Genomic DNA, 24230 nt, shown 5'->3' with positions numbered 1-24230 from the left:
CACTGTGGTTCATGGCTGCAACCCGGCAAGCCGCCCCTCGATAAACCGCCGTTCCGGCAGTTGCTGCGTCAGTTCGAGCGCGCGTCGGTACGCGGCCCTCGCCTCGTCCACCTGCCCCAACTGCCGACAGAACTCCGCCCGCGCAGAGTGTGCCAAGTGATAGTCCGCCAGATCCCCCCTGGCGAGTATCCCGTCAACCAGGCGCAGCCCTTCCTGTGGTCCGTCGCGCTTGGCCAGGGCGGCGGCGCGGTTGAGTTCGATCACCGGCGACGGCACGGCCCGCAGCAGCACATCATAAAGCCCGACGATCTGTGGCCAATCGGTCTGCTCGGCGGTCGGCGCTTCGGCATGCACCGCCGCAATCGCCGCTTGCAGGCAGTACGGCCCGAACCGTCGGGTTTTCAGCGCGGCTTCCACCAACGCACAGCCCTCGGCGATCAGCTCGGCATCCCATAAGGATCGCGCCTGCTCATCCAGCAGAATCAGTTCACCGGTTGACGACGTTCGCGCCGGTCGCCGGGATTCGTGCAGCAGCATCAATGCCAGCAACCCCATGACCTCGGCTTCGGGCAGCAACTCCATCAGCAGACGCCCGAGACGGATGGCTTCGCGCGTCAGGTCTTCGCGAGTCAGCTCGGCCCCCATCGACGCCGAATACCCTTCGTTGAACACCAGGTAGATCACCCGCAGAACGCTGTCCAGTCGCTCCGGCAGTTCCGCACGGGACGGCACTTGATAGGGGATCCTGGCATCGCGGATTTTCGCCTTGGCCCGCACGATGCGCTGGGCAATGGCCGCCGGGGCGGCGAGGAACGCCCGGGCGATTTGTTCGGTAGTCAGGTCGCAGACTTCCCGCAGCGTCAGGGGCACCTGGGCATCCGCCGCCAGGGCCGGGTGGCAACAGGTAAAAATCAGCCGCAGGCGATCGTCTTCCACGTCTTCGTCACTCCATGGATCCTGCTCCAGCGCCTCGAGTTGGGCGATCAACATCGGTTGGGACGCGGCGAAACGCGCACGCCGGCGCAAACTGTCGATGGCCTTGAAGCGCCCGGCAGACACCAACCACGCCCGCGGGTTGTCCGGTACACCGTCGCGCTGCCAGCGTTCGACCGCGATGAAAAAGGCCTCGTGCAGGGCCTCTTCCGCCAGATCGAAGTCACCCAGCAGGCGAATCAGCGTCGCCAGGATCCGCCGCGAGTCTTGCCGATAAACCTGCTCGACCCGCGCCTTGACCGTTTCGACCGACATTAGTCGGGCATGCCTTGGATAAGCAGCGTCTCAAGCCGGCCCTGGCCCCAACCCTCTTGTAAACCCATGGCTTCCTGTGCCTGGCGATCGATTACCCGGCTGATGGACAACGCGTAAGAGGCAGCTGTGAAGTTCATGAATGAAATCCTGTTTGGGATTGTTGTTCAGGGGTTCAGTTGGCGTATCGGTCGCACTTCAACGCAGCCGACCCGGGCCGCCGGGATATTGCCGGCGACCTGGATGGCTTCGTTGAGGTCCTTGGCGTCGATCAGGTAGAAGCCCGCCAGTTGCTCCTTGGTTTCGGCGAACGGGCCGTCAGTGATCGACAGCTTGCCGCCACGCATGCGTACCGTGGTGGCGGTCTGTACCGACTCCAGGGCTTCAGCGGCCAGCATGCGCCCACTGCCCTGGATCGATTCGGCATAGGCCATGCATTCGGCGTCCTCCGGGCTGTCAGGCGAGTTGTGCAGCGTGTGTTCGTTGCTATACACCAGGCATAGGTACTTCATGGAAGGCTCCGTGTTCGGACTGATCAACTATGGACGGCAGGATGACACCCGGTGAAAAAACCGACGATCAGGGCTGCAGGTCGAACAGCGCCGTCCCGGCCATCGGGTCGAACGGAGCGGACCAATGTTCATGGACGATCCGCCATTGTCCCGCTACACGCTGGTAGCAGGCCGTCACACGCATCCAGCAGGCCTGTTCCTCGCCTTTTTCGTTGGTACCACCGCAATAGGCCAGCCAGTGGGCGAAGGCGATGTTGTCGGCCGGAGTAATCTTGACCTGATGAAAGTCGAACTTATGCGGGCCGGGGCACATTTCCATGCAGGCTTGCCAATGGGCCCGGTAAGCGGTCTTGCCCTTGAATTGCAGGGCCTGGATGGCATCGAACGAGACAATGTTCTCGTCATAGAGCGCCATGACTTTTTCGACGTCCTTGGCCATGACGGCTTGACGATAGGTGTCGATCAGGGCCTGGATTTCGGTTTCAGTGGCTTGCGTATTCATGGTGATTCTCCGCATTTTTTTGTTGAAGACACCTTTTGTCGTTTGGAGAAACAGCGAATCGACAATCCAACAAAATAATTCAAAGAAAAAATTCGCTAGAATCCAAGTCCTATTCTGCCGGCAAACATTGGACGTTTCTGTGACCGCTCAACTCGTCCCCTACGAAGACCTGACCGCGCTGCAACGCGACCAAGTCAGCGCCATCGAACTCCACCCCGAACAGATCAAGTTCGCCGGCGATATCCATGGCGCCCTGCACATGCTGCTGTCCCGGCCCGGCCCGGGGGTAAAAGGCTTTGCGCTATTGGCTGGGGAGGTGCCGGTGGCCTTCCTGCTGCTCAAGCGCCCGCCGGTACTGCCCGCCTGGGCCAACGAACACAGCGCCACCCTGCATGCCTTGCAAGTCGACCACCGGGCCCAGGGCAAAGGGTATGGCAAAGCCTGCCTGCAGGCGCTGCCCGCCGTGGCACGAGCCGCCTGGCCGGATATCCACGGACTGGAGCTCTCGGTCGACCCCGATAATGTCTCGGCCATTGGCCTGTACGCCCGCCTGGGCTGGGTCGACAGTGGCGAAGCCTACAAGGGCCGCATCGGTTATGAGCGGCGGATGGGGTTGGTGTTCTGACAAACAGAATCAACGATCGATAGGCACTGAATGTGGAAGCGAGCTTGCTGGCGATAGCGGTGTTTCAGTCAACATCAAAGTGGCTGGCCTGACGCTATCGCAAGCAAGCTCGCTCCCACAGGGGACCCGCAACGATCAGCTTGGCTTGAGCGGGATCCAGATCTCCAGGGTGCCTTGGCCTGTCCTGGGGTTGAAGTCTTCGCTGTAGCGCTCGAATTCAGGCTCATCCGCCGCTTCGTAACCGGAATGGGGCAGCCACTCGTTCCAGATGTACTGGAACGTATCTGGCAGCTTTTTCAATGGCCCTTTGTGTTCGAAGACCGCGTAATGGCCTGGCTGGACTTCGATCCAGCGGTATTGCTCCGGCAAATCGTCGAGCCGGCTGATTTCCACGCCGGCGATGTATTCGAACCCACCCTTCCCGTCCGGGTTGCAACACACACCGTAGGTCACTTCATCTTTCTGCCCTGGCACCTTGCCGAGCCAGGGCAGGAACTTTTCCCAGAGCAAAGGGATGTCTTGGGCGGTGTCCTGGGTAAACCGAGCACCAAAGCCGGCGATGAGCTGAAAACATCCCTGTTCAAAGCGTGGTACGGCTGTGCAATCGCGTTTGGGCTTTTCCATGCGGCAACACTCCAGCAAAACGTGAAGTCGGGCTTGGCAGTATAGAAGCCAAACCGTGATTGCCAGGCCCGTTTCGCTTGTCAAATGCCAGGGAGGGGCCCGGTGACGGCGTTTCCTACAAACTCGTTGTAGCCAGAAACGATCACGTACACCGCGAAATAACAGAAGATCGCGGCGGATGCCCAATAGGAATAACGCAACAATTTATCCCCCAACAGTTTGCCGCCCTGGGTTGCCGCCAGGCACAAGGCCGCGCACCACAGGAGCCCGGCGCAGAGAAAACCACTGAGAAACAGCGCCGAGCTGAGCAAGGTTCCGCCGCCCGAACGGGCGATCAGCGTACCGCCCACCGCCGCGAACCAGAGGATGGCACTGGGCGATGACATGGCCAGGAAAATCCCGCGCAAGAACTCCTGGCGCGAAGAGTTGCCCTGCACGTCACCCGCCTCGGCCAGTACCGCGCTGTGATAGATCGCCGAGTGGATCATCTTCGCCGCGAAATACAGCAACAGTACCGAGCCGCCGACCCATAGCACCCAGCGCACCGCTTCGTATTGCAGCAATACGGTCATGCCGGCCAAGGCCAGGACGGCATAGATCAGATCGCCCACACAGGTGCCCAGGCCCAGGGCGAACCCCTGGAAATACCCGCGCTGCATCGCCAGGGTGATCATCGCGATATTGGCCACGCCAATGTCCAGGCACAGCGAAAGGCTCAGCAGGAAGCCGCTGGAAAATTCCATCATTCGTTCCATCAGGATTGGGTGAGACAGGTTCAACAAGCCGCTGCGACCGTCGATGGCGCCGCGGCCAGGGCGACAGTGTCGTCGAAAATAGTTCGGCGCGGCTACTGGACAATCCGACATCCGCCCGATTATCTTGCGCCGCAGGCCACCGCAGTGGCCAACGTCGCTCGGACGGTTCCGGGCGCTCACGTATCTCGAGGCAACAATGGCCGAACAAGGTTCGCCGCGCCGCTTTGCGCGCATCGATCGACTCCCCCCGTATGTATTCAATATCACTGCCGAGCTGAAGATGGCTGCGCGTCGGCGCGGCGAAGACATCATCGACTTGAGCATGGGTAATCCCGACGGCGCCACGCCTCCACACATCGTGGAAAAACTGGTTACCGTCGCCCAGCGTGAAGACACCCACGGTTACTCCACCTCCAAAGGCATCCCGCGCCTGCGCCGCGCCATTTCGCGCTGGTACAAGGACCGCTACGAAGTGGACATCGACCCGGAAACCGAAGCCATTGTCACCATCGGTTCCAAGGAAGGCCTGGCCCACCTGATGCTGGCCACCCTGGACCAGGGCGACACGGTGCTGGTGCCCAACCCCAGCTATCCGATCCACATCTACGGCGCGGTGATCGCTGGCGCCCAGGTACGCTCGGTGCCGTTGGTGCCAGGGGTGGATTTCTTCGACGAACTGGAGCGGGCCATTCGCGGCTCGATCCCCAAGCCGAAGATGATGATCCTCGGCTTCCCATCCAACCCCACCGCCCAGTGCGTGGAACTGGACTTCTTCGAGCGAGTCATCGCCCTGGCCAAGCAGTACGACGTGCTGGTGATCCACGACCTGGCCTACGCCGACATCGTGTATGACGGCTGGAAAGCCCCGTCGATCATGCAAGTGCCGGGCGCGAAAGACATCGCGGTGGAATTCTTCACCCTGTCCAAGAGCTACAACATGGCCGGCTGGCGCATCGGCTTCATGGTGGGCAACCCGGAACTGGTCAGCGCCCTGGCGCGGATCAAGAGCTACCACGACTACGGCACCTTTACCCCATTGCAGGTGGCGGCCATCGCGGCCCTCGAAGGCGACCAGCAATGCGTGCGCGACATCGCCGAGCAGTACCGCCAGCGCCGCAACGTACTGGTCAAGGGCCTGCATGAGCTGGGCTGGATGGTAGAGAACCCGAAGGCATCGATGTACGTCTGGGCCAAGATTCCCGAGGCCTACGCGCACCTGGGTTCGTTGGAGTTCGCCAAGAAACTGTTGGCCGAGGCCAAGGTCTGCGTCTCGCCGGGGGTGGGGTTCGGGGAATATGGGGATGATCACGTGCGCTTTGCGCTGATCGAAAACCAGGACCGGATCCGCCAGGCGGTGCGTGGGATCCGTGGGATGTTCCGGGCGGATGGGTTGGTTCACAAAACCAACGGCTGAGACAAAAACCCAATGTGGGTATTTCCCTGGATTTGTTGATCACCAGAAACCAGTGTGGGAGCGGGCTTGCTCGCGAAGGCGATATAACATTCAACCTATTTGTTGACTGTCAGTCCGCCTTCGCGAGCAAGCCCGCTCCCACATTGACTACAGTGTTGTCGGTTAGACCACCAGCGACAGCAGCAGGATAAAGATCAATCCCACCACGGACAGGATGGTTTCCATCGCGGTCCAGGTCTTGAAGGTCTCGGCCACGGTCATGTTGAAGTACTGCTTGACCAGCCAGAAGCCCGCATCGTTGACGTGGGACAGGATCAACGAACCGGCACCGGTCGCCAGCACCAGCAGCTCACGGTTCACACCCGGCATCATCCCCACCACCGGCACCACGATACCGGCACCGGTAATGGTCGCCACCGTCGCCGAACCTGTGGCAATACGGATCACTGCGGCCACCAGCCACGCCAGCAGGATCGGCGAGATCTGCGCACTCACCGCCATGTGACCGATCACATCGCCCACGCCGCTGGTGACCAGCATCTGCTTGAAGCCACCACCGGCACCGATGATCAGGATGATCGCGGCGGTCGGCGCAAGGCTGGCGTCCAGCCATTTGAGCATCTGGCTGGAACCGATGCCCTGCTTGTAGCCGAAGGTGTACAGCGACAGCAACAACGCCAGCAGCAACGCCGAGATCGGGTGACCGATCATGTCCATCCAGGCGCGGAAGAGGTTGCCGTCCGGCAGCGCCACGTCAGCGAAGGTCTTGAGCAGCATCAGGAACACCGGCGACAGCACGGTGATCAAGGTGATGCTGAAGCTTGGCAGCTCGGCGGCGCTCGTCTCGCGGGCCAGTTGGTCCACCAGCTCCTGGTTCGGATGGCCGGGGATGTGCTTGGCAATGAACGTACCGAAGATCGGGCCGGCAATGATGGCAGTCGGCAGCGCGACGATCAGGCCATAGAGAATGGTCTTGCCGATGTCGGCGCCAAATATGCCAATCGCCAGCAACGGCCCCGGGTGCGGCGGCACCAGGCCGTGGACCGCGGAAAGACCGGCCAGCAGCGGGATACCGATCTTGATGATCGACACGCCGGTGCGGCGCGCGACGATGAACACCAGCGGGATCAGCAGCACGAAGCCGATTTCGAAGAATAGTGGGATGCCCACCAGGAAGGCGGCGAACATCATCGCCCACTGCACCTTGTCCTTGCCGAAGGCGCGGATCAGGGTCTGGGCGATCTGATCGGCCCCGCCCGACTCGGCCATCATTTTGCCGAGCATCGTGCCCAGCGCGAGGATGATGCCGACAAAGCCCAGCACGCCACCGAAGCCGTCCTGGAACGCCTTGATGATGGTGCCGGTCGGCATGCCCGACGTCAGGCCGAGGAACGCGGCGGCGATGGTCAGGGCAATGAACGGGTGGAATTTGAACTTGGTGATGAGGACGATGAGTCCGATCACCGTGACCACTGCATCAAGCAGTAGGAACGTCTCGTGGGACATGCCGAACATGGGAGGTGTCTCCTGATTTGTTGTTGTTATTGAAGCAGTTATTTATGAGTCGTCGGGACAGCGCTATCTTTCTGACGCAAATTTTTGAAACTCAACTGGCCAGCTTCAAACCGTGGGCCAACCACCAGAGGTAAGCCTGCTGCGCCAGTTCGTCAACGCTGTGGCTGGACGCGTCCAGAGCCAGGGTCAGGGGCTCGCCGACAGGGGATTCAAGGGTGGCGAACTGGCTGTCGATCAGGGTCGACGGCATGAAATGGCCGGGACGATGGGAAACGCGGTCGGCGGCCACTTCGGGGGTCAATTCAAGGAACACGAAGCCCAGGCCGGGCAAGGCGCTGCGCAGGCGCTCGCGATAACTGTGCTTGAGGGCCGAACAGGTCAGCACCGGGCGCTCGCCCGTGGCATCGACACGGCGCAACTCATCGCACAGGCTGTCGAGCCAGCCGGCACGGTCGTCGTCGTTCAAGGGGATACCGGCGCTCATCTTCTGGATGTTGGCCGCAGGGTGGAACGTGTCGCCTTCAATGGCGGTGGCGCCGCTCAACTGGCACAGGGCCTGGCTGACACACGTTTTGCCGCAACCGGCAACGCCCATGATGACCAGGGCGGTGATGGGATTGTTCATGTAACACCTCAGCGCGCAGACAGCGCTACCTTTGCCAGTTATGACACCGCAGCAAAAGCAGAAGTTGCCGACGCCTTCTTGTCATTTTTGTGGTTGCAGCATGTTCGTTCACGACACCCACGGACGGGGGATCAGGCAACCCCCGCTCACGCATTTGCAGCGGCGTCGAGACAGCGCTACCTTAGTACCTTGATTTTTGTTTGGCAAGCCGCCCTGATGACCGTCCCTAAAAACGATAAGAATACGCGCACCACCGGTCGCCCCACGCTCAACGAAGTCGCACGCCTGGCCGGTGTCAGCCCTATCACCGCCTCCCGTGCCCTGCGTGGCGTCAGCACCGTCGCCTCGGAACTGGTGGAAAAAGTCCGCCGGGCCGCCGTGGAACTCAACTACGTGGTCAATCCCGCGGCCCGTGCCCTGGCTTCGGCCCAGAGCCATTCGGTGGTGGTGCTGGTGCCGTCGTTGTCCAACCTGTTGTTCATCGACACCCTGGAAGCCATCCATCGGGTGCTGCGGCCCAAGGGCTTCGAAGTGGTGATCGGCAACTACCACTACTCCCGGGAAGAGGAAGAAGACCTGTTGCGCAACTACATGGCCTATCAGCCACGGGGGTTGCTGCTGACCGGTTTCGACCGCACCGAAAGCGCCCGGCGCATGATCGAGGCCAGCAACATCCCGTGCGTATACATGATGGAACTGGACCCCGGCGCCGGGCTCAACTGCGTCGGTTTTTCCCAGCTCAAGGCTGGCGAAACGGCGGCCGAGCACTTGATTTCCAAGGGCCGCAAGCGCCTGGCCTACATCGGCGCGCAACTGGACCAGCGCACCCTGCTGCGCGGCGAAGGGTTTCGCCGCGCCCTGCAACAAGCCGGTTTGTATGACCCGGACCTGGAACTGCTGACCCCGCGTCCATCCTCGGTGGGCCTGGGCGGGGAATTGTTCCTGCAATTGCTCGACAGCCACCCGGATGTCGATGCGATCTTCTTCGGCAACGACGACCTGGCCCACGGCGCCCTGTTCGAAGCATTGCGCTGCGGCATCAAGATCCCCGAGCAGGTCTCGGTCCTGGGCTTCAACGACCTGCCCGCCTCGGCCCATATGGTGCCGCGCCTGAGCAGCATCAGCACCCCACGGGAAGCCATCGGCCGCCGCGCCGCCGAACAGATGCTGACGCTGATGGCTGGCAACCGCATCGCGCAGCCGGTGGTGGACATGGGTTTCGAGCTCAAGGTTCGCGAAAGCACCTGAAGCGCCACGCTCAAGCGGTCGATCCATGCCGTCCGACGGCAAGGGTTGGCCGCCCCCGCTCGCCGCGCATTTGTCCATACCCCTTGGAATACGGCCAACGCGCAGGCGGCATGGGAATTGCTCCTGCCCATCGCTCAGCCATTACCTACAGGTGTTCATCATGTTGGTCAGTGCCAAACAGCAAGCGATGGTCTTGCCACTCAAACGCCCGGGCGAGGATCCCACCGCCGAAGCCGCCAGCGGCCTGCAAAGCGCCGCGTTGCAGGCGTTGCGCGATAACGTCCAGGCCCAAGCCAGCCAGGGCAGTGCCCAGGTCCAGGATTCCTTCACCCAACGAGCCACGCAACAGGTCAATGCCGCCACCGCCATCAGCGACAAGGTGGATGAGGCGTTCGCCAAGACGCGCGTGCAATTGCAGACCGTGGCCTCGTCAATGCCTGAAAAGGCCACGACACTGGGCGGCTCCGCCACGGCAGAGTTCAAGGACTACATGAGCAAGACGCCCGAAGAGCGACTGCGCGACAGCATTCTCGAAGAGATGGGCATTACCGAGGAAGAGTTCGAGGCGATGCCGCCCGAGAAGCAGTTGGCTGTCAGCCAGGAGATTGCCCAGCGCATGCAGGACAAGTCGGCGATGGCCCAAGTGGAAAAGGCCCAGGAGAGCCGCACGGGCGACAAAACCTCGGCCACGGACATGTTTCTCGCCTCCCTTTGAGCCTGGGCACATCACGAAGCGTTTGAGCTGGGGCGACCGCCCAGCTCAAACCTGAGGCCCGCCAAGGCGGTACCGGTTCAATGACCGAACAGGTTCACCTTTTTGGTTTTCTTGTCGGCGCGCTTTTCATCGGCGGTCTTCGCCGGTTTTTTCTTTGCCGCTTTTTTTGAATCCATGCCTTTGGCCATGATACGTACTCCAGTCATACGGGATGTGAAGTCAGGTATACACCTATCGCCGCACTCGTGTTCTTTTATAATCGCCCTCCCCTTATCGTCCGCGACCCCGCCATGTCCGAAATCCACTACACACAGCTCGAAGAACCGCTGTGGCCGCTGATGAACAAGTTCTATCGCGCTCACCAATCCTCGATGAAAGCGGTGCGTGACGCGCAGCTGTGGGTGGCACGGTGCGATGAGATCGTCGCCGCCCTGTGCTTGCGGCCGGTGTCGGGTGGGCATTGGTTGACGGGGTTGTTCGTCGACCCGGCGTACCGCGTCCAGGGCATTGCCGCGCGATTGATCGCCGAAGCGGTGAACGGTGTGGACGAGCCGGTGTGGCTGTTCTGTCACCCGGACTTGCGCGGCTTTTATGAGCGGCGTGGTTTCAGCTTCGACCCTGAACTGCCCTATGCGATGGCTGAACGCCTGAGCCGCTATGCCCGCAGCAAGCCGATGATTGCGATGGGGTTGAGCTAAATACCCTGACCTGGAATGCAATACATATCTCATGTGGGAGCGGGCTTGCTCGCGAAGACGGCGGCACATTCAACATCCATGCAAGCTGACCTACCGCTTTCGCGAGCAAGCCCGCTCCCACAGGGGGTTGCGTCCGGCAATCAGTCGTCTGCAGCCGGGTCCAGGTCCGGGAACATCACTTCGGTAAAGCCGAACTTGCTGAAATCAGTGATGCGCGACGGGTACAAGCGCCCGATCAGATGATCGCATTCATGCTGCACCACCCGCGCATGGAAGCCCGATGCGTAACGTACGATCGGCTCGCCCTTGGGATCGAAGCCTTCATAGCGGATGTGTTGGTAGCGCTCCACCGCACCGCGCAGGCCCGGCACCGATAGGCAACCTTCGAAACCCTCTTCCATCTGCGGGCCCAGGGGGGTGATCAGCGGGTTGATCAGGATGGTCTGGGGCACCGTCTCGGCGTCGGGGTAACGCTCGCTGTGCTCAAAGCCGAAGATCACCAGCTGCAGATCGACGCCAATCTGCGGCGCCGCCAGGCCGACACCGCCGACGCTTTCCATGGTCTGGAACATGTCATCGATCAATTGCCACAACTCTGGGCTGTCGAACATTTCGGCGGGCACCGGCGAGGCGATGCGCAGTAGGCGTTCGTCGCCCATTTTCAAGATGTCACGGATCATGGTCGGGCTTCGTCAGGGTGGGTGTGAGGAATGGAATGGTCGCGCCCCAGGCCCGACACATGCTGCTTTTCGTGCTCGCCCGCGCTCTTTTCACCCGGGTTCTTGCCCTCGGTGGACATGTGCTCGATCACCGCATTCATTTCCGCGCCGAGCAACAGCACCGCCGAAGAAATATAGAAATACAGCAACAACACAATGATCGCGCCGATGCTGCCATACATGGCGTTGTAGTTAGCAAAGGTCTTGACGTAAAACGCGAACCCCAGGGACGCGATGATCCACACCACCACCGCCAGCACCGACCCCGGCGTGATGAAGCGAAACTCCTGCTTGACGTCGGGCATCACGTAATAGATCAGCGCCACAGCCACCATCAGCAAGAACACGATCACCGGCCAGCGCACGATCGTCCAGAGCGTGACGATGAACTCCTCCAGCCCGACCTGGGCCGCAATCCAGCCCATCACCTGCGGCCCGAGCACCATCAACGCCGCAGCGGCCAGCAGCATGCCGGCGATGCCGACGGTGTAGAAGATCGACAGCGGGAAGCGCTTCCAGGCCGGACGGCCTTCCACGACGTCGTAGGCAGCGTTCATCGCGCTCATCATCAGCCGCACGCCCGCCGAAGCGGTCCACAAGGCAATGACGATACCCACCGACAACAAGCCGCCCTTGGATTGCTGGAGCTGGTCGATCACCGGGTTGACCTGCTCCAAGGCCTGGGGCGGCAGCACCAGCTCCGATTGCAGGCGCAACCACGAGAAGAAGTCCGGCAAGTGCAGGAAACCGATCAAGGCAATCAGGAAGAGAATGAAGGGGAACAGCGAAAACAGCATCTGGTAGGCCAGTGCCGAGGCATAGGTCGACATCTCGTCGTCGAGAAACTCGGTCACGGTACGCATCATCACACGATGCAAAGGTAAGCCTTTCAAGGCCGGAAACATCATGTGCGTCTCCTTTCGCCGCAAAAAAGGAAGGTCGCCTGGCGACTCATGGGGTTGTTATCCAAGACAAAGTAACCTGTTTGGCGACTTTGGAACAATTTCCCCGGCGCAAGTTCGAGCCGACATGAAAACGGCCACCCGCAGATGACCGTTCCAATCGCGTTACTACAGGCAGGTTATGCCTCGTCGACGCCTTTCTTGACCGCATCCTTGGCCTTGCCCACGGCTTGTTGGGCCTCGCCTTTTTTCTCCTGGACTACGCCCTCGGCGCGCATGCGGTCATTGTCGGTGGCCTTGCCGACGCCCTGCTTGATGTTGCCAACGGCTTCGTTGGCAACGCCCTTCACTTTATCGCTCGTGCTACTCATGATGTCTCTCCTGTGAAAAACAGTACGAAAACTCATTACATAAGGGTTGACCGGGGCCGTTCGCGGGGAGTTTCATTTTTTTCAGCGGCACATTTCATCGTTGAATGCAGGTTGCACTTTATGTTTGTCGATCAACCCCCGAGAATGCCCCACGTATTCAAGCTGCGGCTTGAAGCTCCAACCCCGTAGGAACGTTATGAAACTCGATAAAAAGCAGGCCATCGCCCGCAGGAACCAAGCACTGGGCGGCGCCGTACTGGGCGTCAACAACTGCCACTTCAGCGAATTGAACCGCAACCGCAACATCTTCTGGTTCGATATCCCGGTGGCGCGCCTGGCCATTGGTCAATACGAATGGATCCACCTGCTGCTGCACACGCCGGCCACCGATGAGTTGCTGCACTTGAAGGTACCGACCGTGTTCCTGCGGGAAAAAATGGAAGGCCTGGAAGTGCGCAACCAAGGCAAGCGCAAGGCAGCCCTGAGCCTGGAACTGAGCGCCGACAAGGACGCCTACCTGCAGGACATGCGGCCGGGTGGCACCAACCTGGATTTCGCGCAGTTCAGGTTGTAACCGAACCCGAGAGGCACCGGTTCCCTGTGGCGAGGGAGCTTGCTCCCGCTGGACGCGCAGCGGCCCTTGCGGTGTGTCAGTAGAATCGCAGGGGCCTGCTGCGCAGCCCAGCGGGAGCAAGCTCCCTCGCCACAAAAGCGCTCTCGCTTCAGGTTATCGCCCAACAAAAAGCCCCGCTTCCGCGGGGCTTTCGTCTACAAGCTTTTACTTTTTCAGCCCCAGTTTCCGGAGCTCTTCATCCCGCAACTCGCGGCGCAGGATCTTGCCCACGTTGGTGGTCGGCAAGGCATCGCGGAACTCCACGGCCTTGGGCACCTTGTAGCCGGTGACGTTGGCACGCATGTGTTCCATCACCTGCTCCTTGGTCAACGTGACACCCGGCCGTGCGACGATGAAAATCTTGATCGCCTCGCCAGACTTCTCGTCCGGTACGCCGATGGCCGCGCATTGCAGCACGCCCGGCAGGGTTGCCAGCACATCTTCCAGTTCGTTGGGGTACACGTTGAAACCGGAGATCAGGATCATGTCCTTCTTGCGATCGACGATGCGCATGTAGCCGTCCGGCTGGATCACCGCGATATCGCCGGTCTTGAGCCAGCCGTCGCTGTCGAGGATCTCATCGGTGGCGTCCTGGCGCTGCCAGTAGCCCTTCATGACCTGCGGACCTTTCACACACAGTTCGCCGATTTCGCCCAATGGCTGTTCGACGCCCGCATCGTTGATCACCTTGCACAGCGTCGACGGAACGGGAATGCCGATGGTGCCGATCTGGATGTTCTGGATCGGGTTGACGGTGGCCACCGGACTGGTCTCAGTCATGCCATAGCCTTCGCAGATCGGGCAACCGGTCACCGCTTTCCAGCGCTCGGCCGCGGCCAATTGCAACGCCATGCCTCCGGACAGGGTGACTTTCAGTGCCGAGAAGTCCAGCTTGCGGAAGGCTTCGTTGTTGCACAGGGCCACGAACAGCGTGTTGAGACCGACGAAACCGCTGAACTTCCACTTCGACAGTTCCTTGACCATCGCCGAAAGGTCGCGGGGGTTGCTGATCAGGATATTGTGGTTGCCGATCAGCATCATCGCCATGCAATGAAAAGTGAAGGCATAGATGTGGTACAGCGGCAGCGGCGTGATCAACACCTCGCAACCTTCATTGAGGTTGGAGCCCATCAGCGCCTTGCACTGCAGCATGTTCGCCACCAGGTTGCGATGGCTGAGCATCGCGCCCTTGGCCACGCCGGTGGTGCCGCCGGTGTATTGCAGCACGGCCACATCGTCGCTGGTGGGGTTGGCTTCGTTCACCGGCTGGCCGTGGCCTTTGCTCAGCACGTCGTTGAACTTGACGGCCTTGGGCAAGTGATAAGCCGGGACCATCTTCTTGACGTACTTGATCACGCTGTTGATCAACAGGCGCTTGAGCGGTGGCAGCAGGTCGGCGACCTCGGTGACGATGACGTGCTTGACGCCCGTCTTCGGCACCACGGCTTCCGCCAGGTGCGCCATGTTCGCCAGGCACACCAGCGCCTTGGCGCCGGAGTCGTTGAACTGATGTTCCATTTCCCGCGCGGTGTACAACGGGTTGGTGTTGACCACGATCAGCCCGGCACGGATCGCACCGAACACAGCCACCGGGTATTGGAGGACGTTGGGCAACTGCACGGCGATTCGATCGCCCGGCTGTAAATCGGTATGCTGTTGCAGGTACGCGGCAAACGCCCCGGACAACTCGTAGAGCTCACCGTAGGTGATCGTCTTGCCGAGGTTGCTGAATGCCGGCTTGTTGGCAAAGCGTTGGCAGGACTGCTTCAACACCGCCTGAATATTCGGATACTCGTCTGGATTGATGTCGGCAGCAATCCCAGCTGGGTACTTATCCTTCCAAAAGTCTTCGATCATGGAAGCCCACTCCTCAGCAACGCGAATTCTCACCGCATTTGATGCGATTATTATTGGTGTGTGTTTATTGGTGAATCTGGCTTGAATCAAGGCCGAGAAGTCACAAAGCGCGCCGAGAGTAGCAGCTTTGCCCAGGGTCGCCTAGAGCCAAAAACAACCCCTACAGTCATAAACATGACTCTTGAATATTTCATGGTCATTTTTAGAGTAAAAATTCTAAGCCCTGGATAATGACCCCGAATACATAAAAAACGATGGGAGCGAGCTTGCTCGCGATGGCGGGGTATCAGCCAACATCTCTGTCACTGACCTACCGCCATCGCGAACGAGCTCGCTCCCACAGGGTTTCCATGAGGCAGGTGCCTCAGGCGATATCCCGCAACTCCCGCCGCAGGATCTTGCCCACCGGCGTCATCGGCAATGAGTCCCGCAACACGATGTGCTTGGGGATCTTGTAGCCGGTGAAGTTCTCCTTGCAGTAGGCCTTGAGTTCTTCAAGGCTGACCCCGCTTTCCCGCGCCACCACGAACAACTTCACCGCCTCCCCCGAACGCTCGTCCGGCACGCCGATCACCGCGCAGTTGGCCACCTTGGGATGGGCCATCACCACATCTTCGATCTCGTTGGGGTACACATTGAAACCCGAGACGATGATCATGTCCTTCTTGCGGTCGACGATGCGCACGAACCCGTCCGGGTCGATCACCGCGATATCGCCAGACTTGAACCAGCCCTCGCTGTCCAGCACTTCGGCCGTGGCCTCGGGCTTGTTCCAATAGCCTTTCATGATCTGCGGCCCCTTGATGCACAGCTCGCCGCGCTCGCCCAGGGGCTGCTCGACGCCATCGTCGTTGATCACTTTCATCAGCGTACCCGGCACCGGCATCCCCACCGTGCCCAACCGAGACTTGCCACCATACGGATTGGCACTCGCCACCGGTGAGGTTTCGGTCAGGCCATAGCCCTCGGTAATACCGCAACCGGTGAGCTGCTGCCAACGCTCGGCGGTGGCCTTGATCAACGCGGTACCACCGGAGTTGGTGACCTTGAGGTGGGAAAAATCCAGGGTCTTGAAATCCGGATGGTCCATCAACGCCACGAACAGCGTGTTGAGCCCCAGCAGCAACGAGAAACGCCAGTTCTTCAGTTCCTTGATAAAGCCGCCGATGTCCCGTGGATTGGTGATCAGCACGTTGTGATTGCCGGTCACCATCATGCACATGCAGTTCGCCGTGAACGCATAGATATGGTACAGCGGCAGTGGCGCGATCATGACCTCCTGGCCTTCGCGCAGCAGCGGCTGGCCGTCATCGCCGAGCTGTCCCAGACAGGCCCGGGCCTGTTGCATGTTGGCCACCAGGTTGCCGTGGGTCAGCATCGCGCCCTTCGCCAACCCGGTAGTGCCGCCGGTGTATTGCAATACCGCAATATCGTCGAGGCTGACCTTCAGCGGCTTGATGCCCTGCCCACGTCCCAGGCGCAAGGCGCTTTTGAAGGAAACGGCCTGGGGCAGCGAATAGGCCGGCACCATTTTCTTGACCTTGCTCACCATCGTGTTGACCAGCCAGCCCTTGGCGGTGGGCATCAGGTCGCCCATCTTCGCTTCGATCAGGTACTGCAGGTCCGTATCGGGCAACACCTCCTGGACTTTCTGCCCGAACATGTTCAGGTACACCAGCGCCCGGGCACCGGAGTCCTTGAACTGATGACGCATTTCCCGCGCGGTGTACAGCGGGTTGGTGTTGACCACGATCAGCCCGGCGCGCAAGGCACCGAACACGGCGATCGGGTATTGCAGGATGTTAGGCATCTGCACCGCGATACGATCGCCAGGCGCCAGGTCGGTATGGGTTTGCAGGTAGCCGGCGAAGGCCGCGCTGTAGCGCTCGAGCTCGGCATAGGTGAGGGTCACCCCCATATTGCTGAACGCCGGACGGTCGGCAAATTTCTTGCAGGAACGCTCGAACACCTCGATCACCGACTTGTAGGCGCCCAAGTCGACGTCCAGGGGCACGCCGGCCGGGCGTTTGTCATTCCAGAAATCAGGCTGCATTGTTTTTGTCCTCTTTACCTGAGCATGTCCGGGCCGCGTCTGTATCGCTTGCAGAGGCGGAGCTCTTGGGACACTAGCAGCTATGGCCAATCAGGCAAATATGGCAACCTGCGTCATAGATTGTGTGAATCTTCTTGCCATGGCGTGGCCTGATCAGGCGAGACGCAACGGATGCGCTATACAATGCAGCGACGCTGCGTCTGACTTTGTGCAAAGGAATCGCCATGATCCACCAAACGTTCTGGCTGACCGCGACCGACCATAGCCGCCTGTTCGTCAACCAGTGGCTGCCCGAAACCGCCCCGTTGGCGGTGATCATGCTGGCCCACGGCATGGCCGAACATAGCGGCCGCTACGCCCGCCTGGCCCAGGCGCTGTGCGACGCAGGCTACGGTGTCTATGGGATGGACCTGCGCGGCCATGGCAAGACCGGCGAGGAAGCGACTCTCGGCCACTTTGCCGACGAGGACGGCTGGGCCAAAGTCGTGGGCGACTTGGCCAGCCTCAACCATCACATCGGCCAGCAACATCCCGATACGCCCATCCTGCTGCTGGGTCACAGCATGGGCAGCTACATCGCCCAGGGATACCTGCTGCATCACAGCGCCAGCCTGCACGGGGCGATTCTCAGCGGTTCGAACTTCCAGCCGGTGACGCTCTACCGCAGCGCTCGCCTGATCGCCCGCTTCGAACGCCGGCGCCAGGGTGCGACGGGGCGCAGTGCCTTGATCGAGTGGCTGTCGTTCGGCAGTTTCAACAAGAAATTCAAACCGACCCGTACCCCCTTCGACTGGCTCAGTCGCGATCCGGTCGAAGTCGACAAGTACGTCCAGGACCCGCTGTGCGGCTTTCGCTGCACCAATCAACTGTGGATCGACCTGCTCGGCGGCTTGCAGCAAATCAGCAAAGCGTCCAATCTCGCCCAGATCGATCCGGGCCTGCCCCTGCTGGTGATCGGTGGCGAATGTGATCCGGTGAGCGAAGGCAAGCGTCTGAAGGATCTGGCCGACGCCTTGCGCGACGCCGGCAGCCAGCACCTGCAATTGACGATTTACCCGCAGGCCCGGCACGAATTGTTCAATGAAACCAACCGCGATGAAGTGACCGCCGACGTGCTGGCCTGGATTGCCCAGGCCCTGGACCACAAGCGGCCGCCACGCAGCGAGTAGGCTTGCCGCGTTTTCCTTTATTCCACAGGATCTGAAACAGATGACCCAGGTTACCAACACCCCTTACGAAGCCCTCGAAATCGGCCAGACCGCCAGCTACAGCAAAACCGTCGAAGAACGCGACATCCAGCTGTTCGCGGCGATGTCGGGCGATCACAACCCGGTGCATCTGGACGCTGAATTCGCCGCGGCGAGCATGTTCAAGGAGCGCATCGCCCACGGCATGTTCAGCGGTGCGCTGATCAGCGCGGCGGTGGCGTGCGAGCTGCCTGGGCCGGGCACGATCTATATCGGCCAGCAGATGAGCTTCCAGAAACCGGTGAAAATCGGCGACACCCTGACCGTGCGCCTGGAAATCCTGGAAAAGATGCCGAAGTTCCGTGTACGCATCGCCACACGTGTGTTCAACCAGCGCGATGAGCTGGTGGTGGACGGCGAAGCCGAAATCCTCGCCCCGCGCAAGCAGCAGACCGTGACCTTGCCGACGTTGCCGGCGATCAGCATTGGCTAACAGCTTCTGCGTGACCTTGTGGGAGCGAGCTCGCTCGCGATGAGTCGGACCGTCGACCTCGATGGAGAATGCCAGGCCGCCATCGCGAGCAAGCTCGCTCCCACAAGTTATTGCTGGCCCTCCTGCACCTGCACGCTCGCCGTCATCCCGGCGCTCAGGTTCACGCCCTCCGGCACCTTGTCCAGCTTGATCCGCACCGGGATCCGCTGGGCCAGGCGCACCCAGTTGAAAGTCGGCTCCACCTCCGCCAGCAACTGCGCATCGGGGTTGGTGTTGCGGTCGGTAATGCCGCGGCTGATGCTTTCGACATGCCCCTCTAGCGCATGGCCGGCACTCATCAGCCAGATCTTGACCGGATCGCCCACACGAATCCTGGGCAACTTGGTTTCTTCGAAATAGGCCTGCACATAGAACGTCGAGTCGTCGATCAGCGCCATGACCGGCTGCCCGGCATTCACGTAGTTGCCTTCGGCCAGGCGCAGGTTGGTGATGTGGCCGCTGCGAGGGGCCAGGACCTGGCTGCGGGCCAGGTTGAGCTCGGCGACCTTGGCCTCGGCCTGGGCTTCGCGCAGTTCGCCGCGGGCGATGCCGGCGTTGATCTGGGCGTTTTCCCGTAGTTCGGCACTGATGGCCTGGGGCCCCAGGGCGGCGCGGCGACTGGCTTCATGTTCGCGCAGACTCAGCTGCTGCTGGCGTGTCTGGACCACAGCCCGGGCCTTCTCCACCGCCGCCTCGAAACGCTCGCGGTCGATGCTCAACAATAGATCACCGGCCTTGACCTGCTGGTTATCCACAGCCTTGAGTTCGCGCACCCAGCCCGAGACGTCGGGTGCGATCACCACCACGTCGGCGCGGATCCGCGCATCGCGAGTCCAGGGCGTGAGCATGTAGTACTGCCACAGGTGAAAGCCGGCGAAGATCGCCACGGCCACCATGCACAGCGTGACGGCGACACGTACGGAAGTACGCATGTTCAACTCCTATAGCGGCCCGAGGACCACGGTAATGACAGTCAGGACACAGACATACAGCGCGCAGTCGAACAAGGCTTCATGCCAGATCCAGCGCCCGGCCGGCACCAGGCTGAGCAACAGGCGCAGCGCGCCGGTCACCAGCAACGCCAGCACCACATAAATCAGGAACGGGCTGAGCAACACCCCGCCAATCGACCATTCACGCAAGCCCATGGCTGTGCTCCCGTCGTTCTGGTTCGTGCTGGCTGCACCAGGCGCGCCAGCTGTTTTGCAATTGCACCACCGCCCCCTGGGCCAGCTTCAGTGCATCGCTGGTCGGCTGGGTCGACAACACATTCAGGAATGCGGCGCTCGCCGGGGCCAGCGCATCGGCCTGGTCACCGGCCGGACCACGCTCGAGCACCCGCTCCAGCGCTTCGAAATAACGGCGCTGCGCCCGGGTATCGGGCACTTGGGCGACGGCCAGGCTCAGGCGCAAATGCAACAGTTCATCGCCGATGTCCAGGCCAAGCAAACCATCATCCCAACGGCTGCGCGACTGCACCGGCAGTTCAGGGTAATGCCTGGCGAGCTGTAACAGCCGGTCGGCCATGCGCCCGCCGAACCAACTCTCGGCCCCCGGCAGGCGGCGATGGGTCAGGCGCACCAGATCGTGAAGGGTCGCGGCCAGCAGACGGCGACTGTGCCAGGCCGGGTTGCGCAAAATCAGCAGATTGAAGGCCAGCACCGCCGCCCCCACACCGATCATCATGGCCTGGGCGTTATTGAAGAACGCCGCGACGTCGTATTTCATGGCATTGAGCGGTGAAATCAACACCACGAAATGCAGGCAGAACGACGTCGCCGTGGCGAAGATCTGCGGCTTGGCCATGCCCAATGCCCCGAAAAACAACGGCACGCCCATGGCCAGGCACAGCATCGCGAAACTACTCCATTGTGGCAGCACGAGTTCGCCGATCACGAAGGCCGTCGGCACAGCCAAAAAGATGCCTCGCAGAAAACTCATGCCGATCTGCGCGCCGTTTTCGCGACTGGCGAACAGGCTGCACACCACACACGTCAGTACCAGCGCACCCGATGCGGCGGGCCAGGCGGTCGCCAGCCAGAAACAGGCCACCGCCAGGAATGCCAGGGCGCTGCGCGCGCCGAAGACCATGGCCAGGGACAAGTCGCGATGGGGCGTCAAGGTGCGGGGTGGGTCTGCCGCCTCCCTGCCCTCCTGCACCGCCGTCAAGGCTGCGCAGGCGGCCAGGGCGGTATCGAGCAACAAGGCGAACCGCGCCAGGCAGTAGCTTTGCGCCGCACTGATCTGCGGATCGTGGGACGCATCCCACACCCGAGGGCGCAGGGCTTGCAGGGTCGCGCTGTCGGCATCGAGGGCTTGCTGCACCTCGTTCATCCACGGCTGGAGCGCCACGGTTTCCTCGGGGTCAAGCTGCTTCCACTGTCGGCGCACCGAGCGCGAAATACGCAGCAGCATCAGCAATTTCTGGCTCAAGCCGCTGATGGCCCGGGCTCGCTGTCGACCACGGCTGCCTTCGAACCAGGCATGTTCGCGCTGGGCATCCACCGCGACGATCCTGCCCAGAATTTCCAGCAACCCTTTACGGGCCTGGGCATCGCCCGCTAGGGTCGCACGGGCTGCCTGCATGCCACTCTGCCAGGCAGCCAGGGCCTGACCGGCCAGTTGCCGCTCGACCCGCAACGGCCAGAGCAAGGCACTGGCCGCCGTGGCACAGACGATGCCCAGGCTAATCTCGGTGCAGCGCGCCACCGCTTGGTCAAACACCCCCAGCGGATGGGAAATGGCTGGCAAGGCAATGATCGCCACCGTGTAGCCGGCCAACACGAATGAATACGACCAGGCACTGCGCAGCAGCGTCGAACAGGCCGTGCAAAGGCCCAGCCAGAGCGCCAAGGCCAGCAGGAACAACCAGGGCGCCTGGGCAAACAGGCCCATGAACACCACCGACATGACGGTGCCCACCAACGTGCCGACCAATCGCGCCAGCCCTTTCTGCACCACCATCCCGGACAGTGGCTGGGCGACGATGATCGCCGTCATCAGCGCCCACGACGGCTGCTCCAACCCCCAGCGCAACGCCAGCCACAACGCCAGCCCAGCGCCGAGCACGGTCTTGATGGCGAACTGCACAGCGAGGCGGTCGGGGGCGAACAAGGCCTGGAAGGTAATGGGCACGCGAAAAACTCTTTGGGGGACGCCAATAACAATAGATGCAATGCGGAGGGATAGGTGGCGCAATTATTAGCTAGCTACCTATTAGAGTCCAGAGCTGATTATTGATGGATTGAACAACACACTTTTTCTGATTGAGGCTGAGTGAGCCAACCTGATTCGCTACAACAGTGTCACCTTCAATCCGAGCCCCAAACAAAAAAAACGCCAGGCAAGCTGGCGTTTTTTTAACTCAAGGCGTGTTAAGAGCGGGCACGCGCCTGGTTACGCAGCGCCTTGACCTGATCATGGTTGCGTTGCACACCATGGTACTGGCGCTCGACCAAGTCCCGAATACCGACCAGGTTGTGCTTGTTGATTTTCTCCAGCGCCTCTTTGTAAGCCTTGAGCGCATGGTCCTCGCCTCGCTCGGCTTCGTTGAGCACCGCTTCTTCATCCTTGCCGGTGAACATGGATTTCACGTCCACCCAGCGACGGTGCAGGTCACCGGCGACGCTGGTGGAGGTTTCCGGATCACCGCCCAGCGAACGAACGGCCGCTTGCAGTTCGGCTGCCGCAGTAGCGCAATCGGCGGCACGCTGGACGAACAGCGTCTTGAGCTCTGGATGCTTGATGTCTTCAGCGCAGGTCTTGAACCCTTCCTGGCCATCCTTGCTGGTCTCGATCAGGTCGTTCAAGACGGAGATGGATTCTTTGTTGATGTCAGTCATTTTTCAGTTCCTTTGCTGGTGAATAAAAAACCTGCAAGGGATATTGCATCAGCCATGCCAGCCATCAATCACAATAAAATTACTTAAAAATCAAATAGTTAATAAACAGCCTGAAATCTGTATCCGCGCTATTTGCATGATCTGTCATTTGGCCTGCATGCAGAATGCCTGTATTTTCAGGACAGGTTTGAATCAAGACGATTGCCATGAATCCAGAAAAGCTCGAGTTGCTCGTCACGCGTCAAATGCCCTTTGGTAAATACAAGGGCCGAATCCTTGCCGACCTGCCGGGTCAATACCTCAACTGGTTCGCTCGCGAGGGTTTCCCCCACGGTGAACTCGGTGGTTTGCTGGCATTGATGCAGGAAATCGATCATAACGGTTTGTCCGACCTGCTGGACCCGCTGCGCGCCAAACATGGCCTGCCCAAACCTCGCCATTGACTGAGAGACCCACCATGCCCGAGAACACGCTGCGCGCCCACGATGAAGCCTTCTGGCGAACCTTCGTCGACCGCTACGACATCGATCCCGACGGGCCACTCAACCTGGAAAACGGCTACTTCGGGCGCATGTCCCGCACCGTGGTGGAGGAATACCAGCGCAACATCGAATTCATCAACCGCGGCAACTCGATGTATGTGCGCCAGCAGTTCGACCGGGAACACGGCGAAGCCATTCGGAGAGAGGTGGCCCGGCTGATCCACGCCTCCCCCCAGAGCGTGACGTTGGCCAACAGCGCGGTGGATGCTCTGCAAACGTTGATTCGCAATTACAACGGCCTCAAGCCGGGCGATCAAGTGCTGATCTGTGACGTGGAATATACCTCGGTCAAAAGCGCCATGCGCTGGCTGGCCCGCCAGCGTGGCGTGGAGGTGATCGAAATCGTCCACCAGCACCCCGCCAGTTTCGACAGCCTGGTGGGCACTTACCGCGAAGCCTTCATTCGCTACCCTCGCCTCAAGCTGATGGCGCTGACCTACGTCAACCACCTGACCGGGCTGGTGATGCCGGTCCAGGCCATTGCCGAGAACGCCCGGGAGTTTGCCGTCGACATCATCCTCGACGGTGCCCACGCCCTGGGCCAGATCGATTTCGACCTGAAGAAGCTCGGGATCGAATTTGCCGGGTTCAACCTGCAGAAGTGGATCGGCGGCCCGCTCTCCCTGGGTTTCCTGTACATCGCCCCGCAGCGGTTGGCCGACATCGACCCGGACATGGACGAAGACAACTACCCCGCCACCGACGTCCGCTCGCGCACGCCCCACAGCACGCCCAATATCCCGGCCTTGCTCACCCTGCCCCTGGTCTTCGAAGAACACCGGAGCCTGGGCGGCGCCTTGGCCAAAGGCGCGCGCCTCTGCTACCTGCGCGACCTGTGGGTGAATGCCGTGCGCGATCTGCCGGGCATCGAGGTGATGACCCCGGATGACCGACGGCTCTATTGCGGCATCACGGCGATGCGCTTCACCGCCCAGGCCGATCAACAGGCGATGGCCGATCGACTGCTCAATGAGCACGGGATCTTCACGGTGGTGCGCCATACCAGTGTCGGGCCGTGCATCCGCATTACCCCAGGGTTGATTACCTTGGCGAGTGATATCGAACGGTTGACCGAGGCACTGATCCATCTGAGCCGTACCTAGATCCCTGGCCACAGGAAATCTGTGCCAGCAT

27 protein-coding genes are annotated in these 24230 nt (G+C 60.9%); 10 read left to right on the top strand and 17 right to left on the bottom strand.

Annotated features, from left to right (window positions below; all coding sequences use genetic code 11):
• Window positions 1-9: 9 nt before the first annotated feature.
• The 4 genes from BT125_RS20515 to BT125_RS20505 all read right to left on the bottom strand — a co-directional run bounded on the left by BT125_RS20515 (window position 10) and on the right by BT125_RS20505 (window position 2259).
• Window positions 10-1248 carry an RNA polymerase sigma factor gene (locus BT125_RS20515; RefSeq protein ID WP_072409737.1) on the bottom strand — a complete coding sequence of 413 codons (1239 nt, stop codon included), beginning with the start codon at window positions 1246-1248 and terminating at the stop codon, window positions 10-12.
• Entirely contained in the window at window positions 1248-1385 is a 138-nt protein-coding gene (locus tag BT125_RS29040; protein ID WP_256573807.1) for a hypothetical protein, read from the bottom strand. Before BT125_RS29040 ends, BT125_RS20515 begins: the two co-directional genes overlap by 1 nt.
• 27 nt (window positions 1386-1412) lie before the next feature.
• Window positions 1413-1757, bottom strand: coding sequence for a YciI family protein (locus BT125_RS20510; RefSeq protein ID WP_072409735.1), 345 nt, complete (start codon window positions 1755-1757; stop codon window positions 1413-1415).
• 67 nt (window positions 1758-1824) lie between these two features.
• Window positions 1825-2259: a YybH family protein gene (locus BT125_RS20505; protein ID WP_072409732.1), complete on the bottom strand. Its 435-nt coding sequence runs from the start codon at window positions 2257-2259 to the stop codon at window positions 1825-1827.
• Window positions 2260-2398: 139 nt separating this feature from the next.
• On the opposite strand from BT125_RS20505, the gene BT125_RS20500 reads away from it, so the two are divergent.
• Entirely contained in the window at window positions 2399-2884 is a 486-nt protein-coding gene (locus BT125_RS20500) for a GNAT family N-acetyltransferase (protein WP_072409730.1), read from the top strand.
• A gap of 135 nt (window positions 2885-3019) precedes the next feature.
• On the opposite strand, the gene BT125_RS20495 is transcribed toward BT125_RS20500, so the two are convergent.
• Complete coding sequence (locus tag BT125_RS20495) at window positions 3020-3508, bottom strand: GyrI-like domain-containing protein (RefSeq protein ID WP_072409728.1); 489 nt, start codon at window positions 3506-3508, stop codon at window positions 3020-3022.
• An 80-nt stretch (window positions 3509-3588) separates the two neighbouring features.
• Window positions 3589-4251, bottom strand: a complete 663-nt coding sequence (locus BT125_RS20490) for a LysE family translocator (protein ID WP_072409726.1) — start codon at window positions 4249-4251, stop codon at window positions 3589-3591.
• Window positions 4252-4459: 208 nt separating this feature from the next.
• On the opposite strand from BT125_RS20490, the gene alaC reads away from it, so the two are divergent.
• On the top strand, window positions 4460-5677 hold the full coding sequence (gene alaC / locus BT125_RS20485) for an alanine transaminase (RefSeq protein ID WP_072409724.1): 1218 nt from the start codon (window positions 4460-4462) through the stop codon (window positions 5675-5677).
• Between the two features lie 162 nt (window positions 5678-5839).
• On the opposite strand, the gene BT125_RS20480 is transcribed toward alaC, so the two are convergent.
• Together BT125_RS20480 and BT125_RS20475 are read right to left on the bottom strand one after the other, a co-directional pair.
• A complete protein-coding gene (locus BT125_RS20480) occupies window positions 5840-7192 on the bottom strand; it encodes a GntP family permease (RefSeq protein WP_060738845.1) in 1353 nt (450 codons plus the stop codon).
• A gap of 91 nt (window positions 7193-7283) precedes the next feature.
• Complete coding sequence (locus BT125_RS20475) at window positions 7284-7817, bottom strand: gluconokinase (protein WP_072409722.1); 534 nt, start codon at window positions 7815-7817, stop codon at window positions 7284-7286.
• A gap of 216 nt (window positions 7818-8033) precedes the next feature.
• Between BT125_RS20475 and BT125_RS20470 the strand changes: the two genes are divergently transcribed.
• From BT125_RS20470 to BT125_RS20460, 3 genes are all read left to right on the top strand, one after another.
• Window positions 8034-9065 (top strand): HTH-type transcriptional regulator GntR, encoded by a 1032-nt coding sequence (locus BT125_RS20470; protein WP_072409721.1) that lies wholly within the window; start codon window positions 8034-8036, stop codon window positions 9063-9065.
• 160 nt (window positions 9066-9225) lie between these two features.
• On the top strand, window positions 9226-9780 hold the full coding sequence (locus BT125_RS20465; protein ID WP_072409719.1) for a hypothetical protein: 555 nt from the start codon (window positions 9226-9228) through the stop codon (window positions 9778-9780).
• Window positions 9781-10070: 290 nt separating this feature from the next.
• Window positions 10071-10478 carry a GNAT family N-acetyltransferase gene (locus tag BT125_RS20460; protein ID WP_072409717.1) on the top strand — a complete coding sequence of 136 codons (408 nt, stop codon included), beginning with the start codon at window positions 10071-10073 and terminating at the stop codon, window positions 10476-10478.
• Window positions 10479-10618: 140 nt separating this feature from the next.
• Here BT125_RS20460 and def read toward each other — a convergent pair whose 3' ends face one another.
• The 3 genes from def to BT125_RS20440 all read right to left on the bottom strand — a co-directional run bounded on the left by def (window position 10619) and on the right by BT125_RS20440 (window position 12470).
• Window positions 10619-11158, bottom strand: a complete 540-nt coding sequence (gene def, locus BT125_RS20450; RefSeq protein ID WP_072409713.1) for a peptide deformylase — start codon at window positions 11156-11158, stop codon at window positions 10619-10621.
• Window positions 11155-12105 (bottom strand): YihY/virulence factor BrkB family protein, encoded by a 951-nt coding sequence (locus tag BT125_RS20445; protein ID WP_072409711.1) that lies wholly within the window; start codon window positions 12103-12105, stop codon window positions 11155-11157. The genes def and BT125_RS20445 overlap by 4 nt, the downstream gene beginning before the upstream one ends.
• A gap of 173 nt (window positions 12106-12278) precedes the next feature.
• Window positions 12279-12470: a CsbD family protein gene (locus BT125_RS20440; protein WP_072409709.1), complete on the bottom strand. Its 192-nt coding sequence runs from the start codon at window positions 12468-12470 to the stop codon at window positions 12279-12281.
• Window positions 12471-12666: 196 nt separating this feature from the next.
• Here BT125_RS20440 and BT125_RS20435 point away from each other — a divergent pair, with 196 nt between their 5' ends.
• Window positions 12667-13044, top strand: coding sequence for a hypothetical protein (locus BT125_RS20435; protein WP_072409707.1), 378 nt, complete (start codon window positions 12667-12669; stop codon window positions 13042-13044).
• Window positions 13045-13248: 204 nt separating this feature from the next.
• Here the strand turns inward: BT125_RS20435 and fadD1 are convergent, their stop codons facing one another.
• Both fadD1 and fadD2 read right to left on the bottom strand, forming a co-directional pair.
• Window positions 13249-14940, bottom strand: coding sequence for a long-chain-fatty-acid--CoA ligase FadD1 (gene fadD1, locus BT125_RS20430; protein WP_072409705.1), 1692 nt, complete (start codon window positions 14938-14940; stop codon window positions 13249-13251).
• A 364-nt stretch (window positions 14941-15304) separates the two neighbouring features.
• Window positions 15305-16993, bottom strand: a complete 1689-nt coding sequence (gene fadD2, locus BT125_RS20425; RefSeq protein ID WP_072409704.1) for a long-chain-fatty-acid--CoA ligase FadD2 — start codon at window positions 16991-16993, stop codon at window positions 15305-15307.
• A gap of 224 nt (window positions 16994-17217) precedes the next feature.
• On the opposite strand from fadD2, the gene BT125_RS20420 reads away from it, so the two are divergent.
• Both BT125_RS20420 and BT125_RS20415 read left to right on the top strand, forming a co-directional pair.
• The gene (locus BT125_RS20420; protein WP_072409702.1) at window positions 17218-18162 is read left to right on the top strand and encodes an alpha/beta hydrolase; all 945 of its coding nucleotides are present in this window, start codon (window positions 17218-17220) and stop codon (window positions 18160-18162) included.
• Between the two features lie 40 nt (window positions 18163-18202).
• On the top strand, window positions 18203-18673 hold the full coding sequence (locus BT125_RS20415) for a MaoC family dehydratase (RefSeq protein ID WP_060738857.1): 471 nt from the start codon (window positions 18203-18205) through the stop codon (window positions 18671-18673).
• 107 nt (window positions 18674-18780) lie between these two features.
• Here BT125_RS20415 and BT125_RS20410 read toward each other — a convergent pair whose 3' ends face one another.
• From BT125_RS20410 to BT125_RS20395, 4 genes are all read right to left on the bottom strand, one after another.
• Complete coding sequence (locus BT125_RS20410) at window positions 18781-19644, bottom strand: efflux RND transporter periplasmic adaptor subunit (RefSeq protein ID WP_060738858.1); 864 nt, start codon at window positions 19642-19644, stop codon at window positions 18781-18783.
• Between the two features lie 9 nt (window positions 19645-19653).
• Window positions 19654-19860 (bottom strand): DUF1656 domain-containing protein, encoded by a 207-nt coding sequence (locus tag BT125_RS20405; protein ID WP_003198565.1) that lies wholly within the window; start codon window positions 19858-19860, stop codon window positions 19654-19656.
• Window positions 19847-21847, bottom strand: coding sequence for an FUSC family protein (locus BT125_RS20400; RefSeq protein WP_072409700.1), 2001 nt, complete (start codon window positions 21845-21847; stop codon window positions 19847-19849). Before BT125_RS20400 ends, BT125_RS20405 begins: the two co-directional genes overlap by 14 nt.
• 239 nt (window positions 21848-22086) lie before the next feature.
• Window positions 22087-22554, bottom strand: coding sequence for a PA2169 family four-helix-bundle protein (locus BT125_RS20395; protein WP_072409698.1), 468 nt, complete (start codon window positions 22552-22554; stop codon window positions 22087-22089).
• A 206-nt stretch (window positions 22555-22760) separates the two neighbouring features.
• Between BT125_RS20395 and BT125_RS20390 the strand changes: the two genes are divergently transcribed.
• The gene (locus BT125_RS20390) at window positions 22761-22997 is read left to right on the top strand and encodes a DUF3820 family protein (protein WP_060738861.1); all 237 of its coding nucleotides are present in this window, start codon (window positions 22761-22763) and stop codon (window positions 22995-22997) included.
• Between the two features lie 14 nt (window positions 22998-23011).
• Window positions 23012-24199: an aminotransferase class V-fold PLP-dependent enzyme gene (locus BT125_RS20385; RefSeq protein WP_072409696.1), complete on the top strand. Its 1188-nt coding sequence runs from the start codon at window positions 23012-23014 to the stop codon at window positions 24197-24199.
• Window positions 24200-24230: the final 31 nt, after the last annotated feature.

This window comes from Pseudomonas sp. NFACC04-2, from assembly GCF_900119265.1.
Classification (GTDB): domain Bacteria; phylum Pseudomonadota; class Gammaproteobacteria; order Pseudomonadales; family Pseudomonadaceae; genus Aquipseudomonas; species Aquipseudomonas fluorescens_AA.
The sequence above is the reverse complement of the archived record's forward strand: the minus strand, read 5'-3'. Positions and strand labels throughout refer to the sequence as shown.

What these genes read in the sequence shown, in the direction of transcription:
- BT125_RS20515 (WP_072409737.1), bottom strand. Translation starts at nt 1,248, where the DNA reads ATGTCGGTCGAAACGGTCAAGGCGCGGGTCGAGCAGGTTTATCGGCAA.
- BT125_RS29040 (WP_256573807.1), bottom strand. Translation starts at nt 1,385, where the DNA reads ATGAACTTCACAGCTGCCTCTTACGCGTTGTCCATCAGCCGGGTAATC.
- BT125_RS20510 (WP_072409735.1), bottom strand. Translation starts at nt 1,757, where the DNA reads ATGAAGTACCTATGCCTGGTGTATAGCAACGAACACACGCTGCACAAC.
- BT125_RS20505 (WP_072409732.1), bottom strand. Translation starts at nt 2,259, where the DNA reads ATGAATACGCAAGCCACTGAAACCGAAATCCAGGCCCTGATCGACACC.
- BT125_RS20495 (WP_072409728.1), bottom strand. Translation starts at nt 3,508, where the DNA reads ATGGAAAAGCCCAAACGCGATTGCACAGCCGTACCACGCTTTGAACAG.
- BT125_RS20490 (WP_072409726.1), bottom strand. Translation starts at nt 4,251, where the DNA reads ATGGAATTTTCCAGCGGCTTCCTGCTGAGCCTTTCGCTGTGCCTGGAC.
- alaC (WP_072409724.1), top strand. Translation starts at nt 4,460, where the DNA reads ATGGCCGAACAAGGTTCGCCGCGCCGCTTTGCGCGCATCGATCGACTC.
- BT125_RS20480 (WP_060738845.1), bottom strand. Translation starts at nt 7,192, where the DNA reads ATGTTCGGCATGTCCCACGAGACGTTCCTACTGCTTGATGCAGTGGTC.
- BT125_RS20475 (WP_072409722.1), bottom strand. Translation starts at nt 7,817, where the DNA reads ATGAACAATCCCATCACCGCCCTGGTCATCATGGGCGTTGCCGGTTGC.
- BT125_RS20470 (WP_072409721.1), top strand. Translation starts at nt 8,034, where the DNA reads ATGACCGTCCCTAAAAACGATAAGAATACGCGCACCACCGGTCGCCCC.
- BT125_RS20465 (WP_072409719.1), top strand. Translation starts at nt 9,226, where the DNA reads ATGTTGGTCAGTGCCAAACAGCAAGCGATGGTCTTGCCACTCAAACGC.
- BT125_RS20460 (WP_072409717.1), top strand. Translation starts at nt 10,071, where the DNA reads ATGTCCGAAATCCACTACACACAGCTCGAAGAACCGCTGTGGCCGCTG.
- def (WP_072409713.1), bottom strand. Translation starts at nt 11,158, where the DNA reads ATGATCCGTGACATCTTGAAAATGGGCGACGAACGCCTACTGCGCATC.
- BT125_RS20445 (WP_072409711.1), bottom strand. Translation starts at nt 12,105, where the DNA reads ATGATGTTTCCGGCCTTGAAAGGCTTACCTTTGCATCGTGTGATGATG.
- BT125_RS20440 (WP_072409709.1), bottom strand. Translation starts at nt 12,470, where the DNA reads ATGAGTAGCACGAGCGATAAAGTGAAGGGCGTTGCCAACGAAGCCGTT.
- BT125_RS20435 (WP_072409707.1), top strand. Translation starts at nt 12,667, where the DNA reads ATGAAACTCGATAAAAAGCAGGCCATCGCCCGCAGGAACCAAGCACTG.
- fadD1 (WP_072409705.1), bottom strand. Translation starts at nt 14,940, where the DNA reads ATGATCGAAGACTTTTGGAAGGATAAGTACCCAGCTGGGATTGCTGCC.
- fadD2 (WP_072409704.1), bottom strand. Translation starts at nt 16,993, where the DNA reads ATGCAGCCTGATTTCTGGAATGACAAACGCCCGGCCGGCGTGCCCCTG.
- BT125_RS20420 (WP_072409702.1), top strand. Translation starts at nt 17,218, where the DNA reads ATGATCCACCAAACGTTCTGGCTGACCGCGACCGACCATAGCCGCCTG.
- BT125_RS20415 (WP_060738857.1), top strand. Translation starts at nt 18,203, where the DNA reads ATGACCCAGGTTACCAACACCCCTTACGAAGCCCTCGAAATCGGCCAG.
- BT125_RS20410 (WP_060738858.1), bottom strand. Translation starts at nt 19,644, where the DNA reads ATGCGTACTTCCGTACGTGTCGCCGTCACGCTGTGCATGGTGGCCGTG.
- BT125_RS20405 (WP_003198565.1), bottom strand. Translation starts at nt 19,860, where the DNA reads ATGGGCTTGCGTGAATGGTCGATTGGCGGGGTGTTGCTCAGCCCGTTC.
- BT125_RS20395 (WP_072409698.1), bottom strand. Translation starts at nt 22,554, where the DNA reads ATGACTGACATCAACAAAGAATCCATCTCCGTCTTGAACGACCTGATC.
- BT125_RS20390 (WP_060738861.1), top strand. Translation starts at nt 22,761, where the DNA reads ATGAATCCAGAAAAGCTCGAGTTGCTCGTCACGCGTCAAATGCCCTTT.
- BT125_RS20385 (WP_072409696.1), top strand. Translation starts at nt 23,012, where the DNA reads ATGCCCGAGAACACGCTGCGCGCCCACGATGAAGCCTTCTGGCGAACC.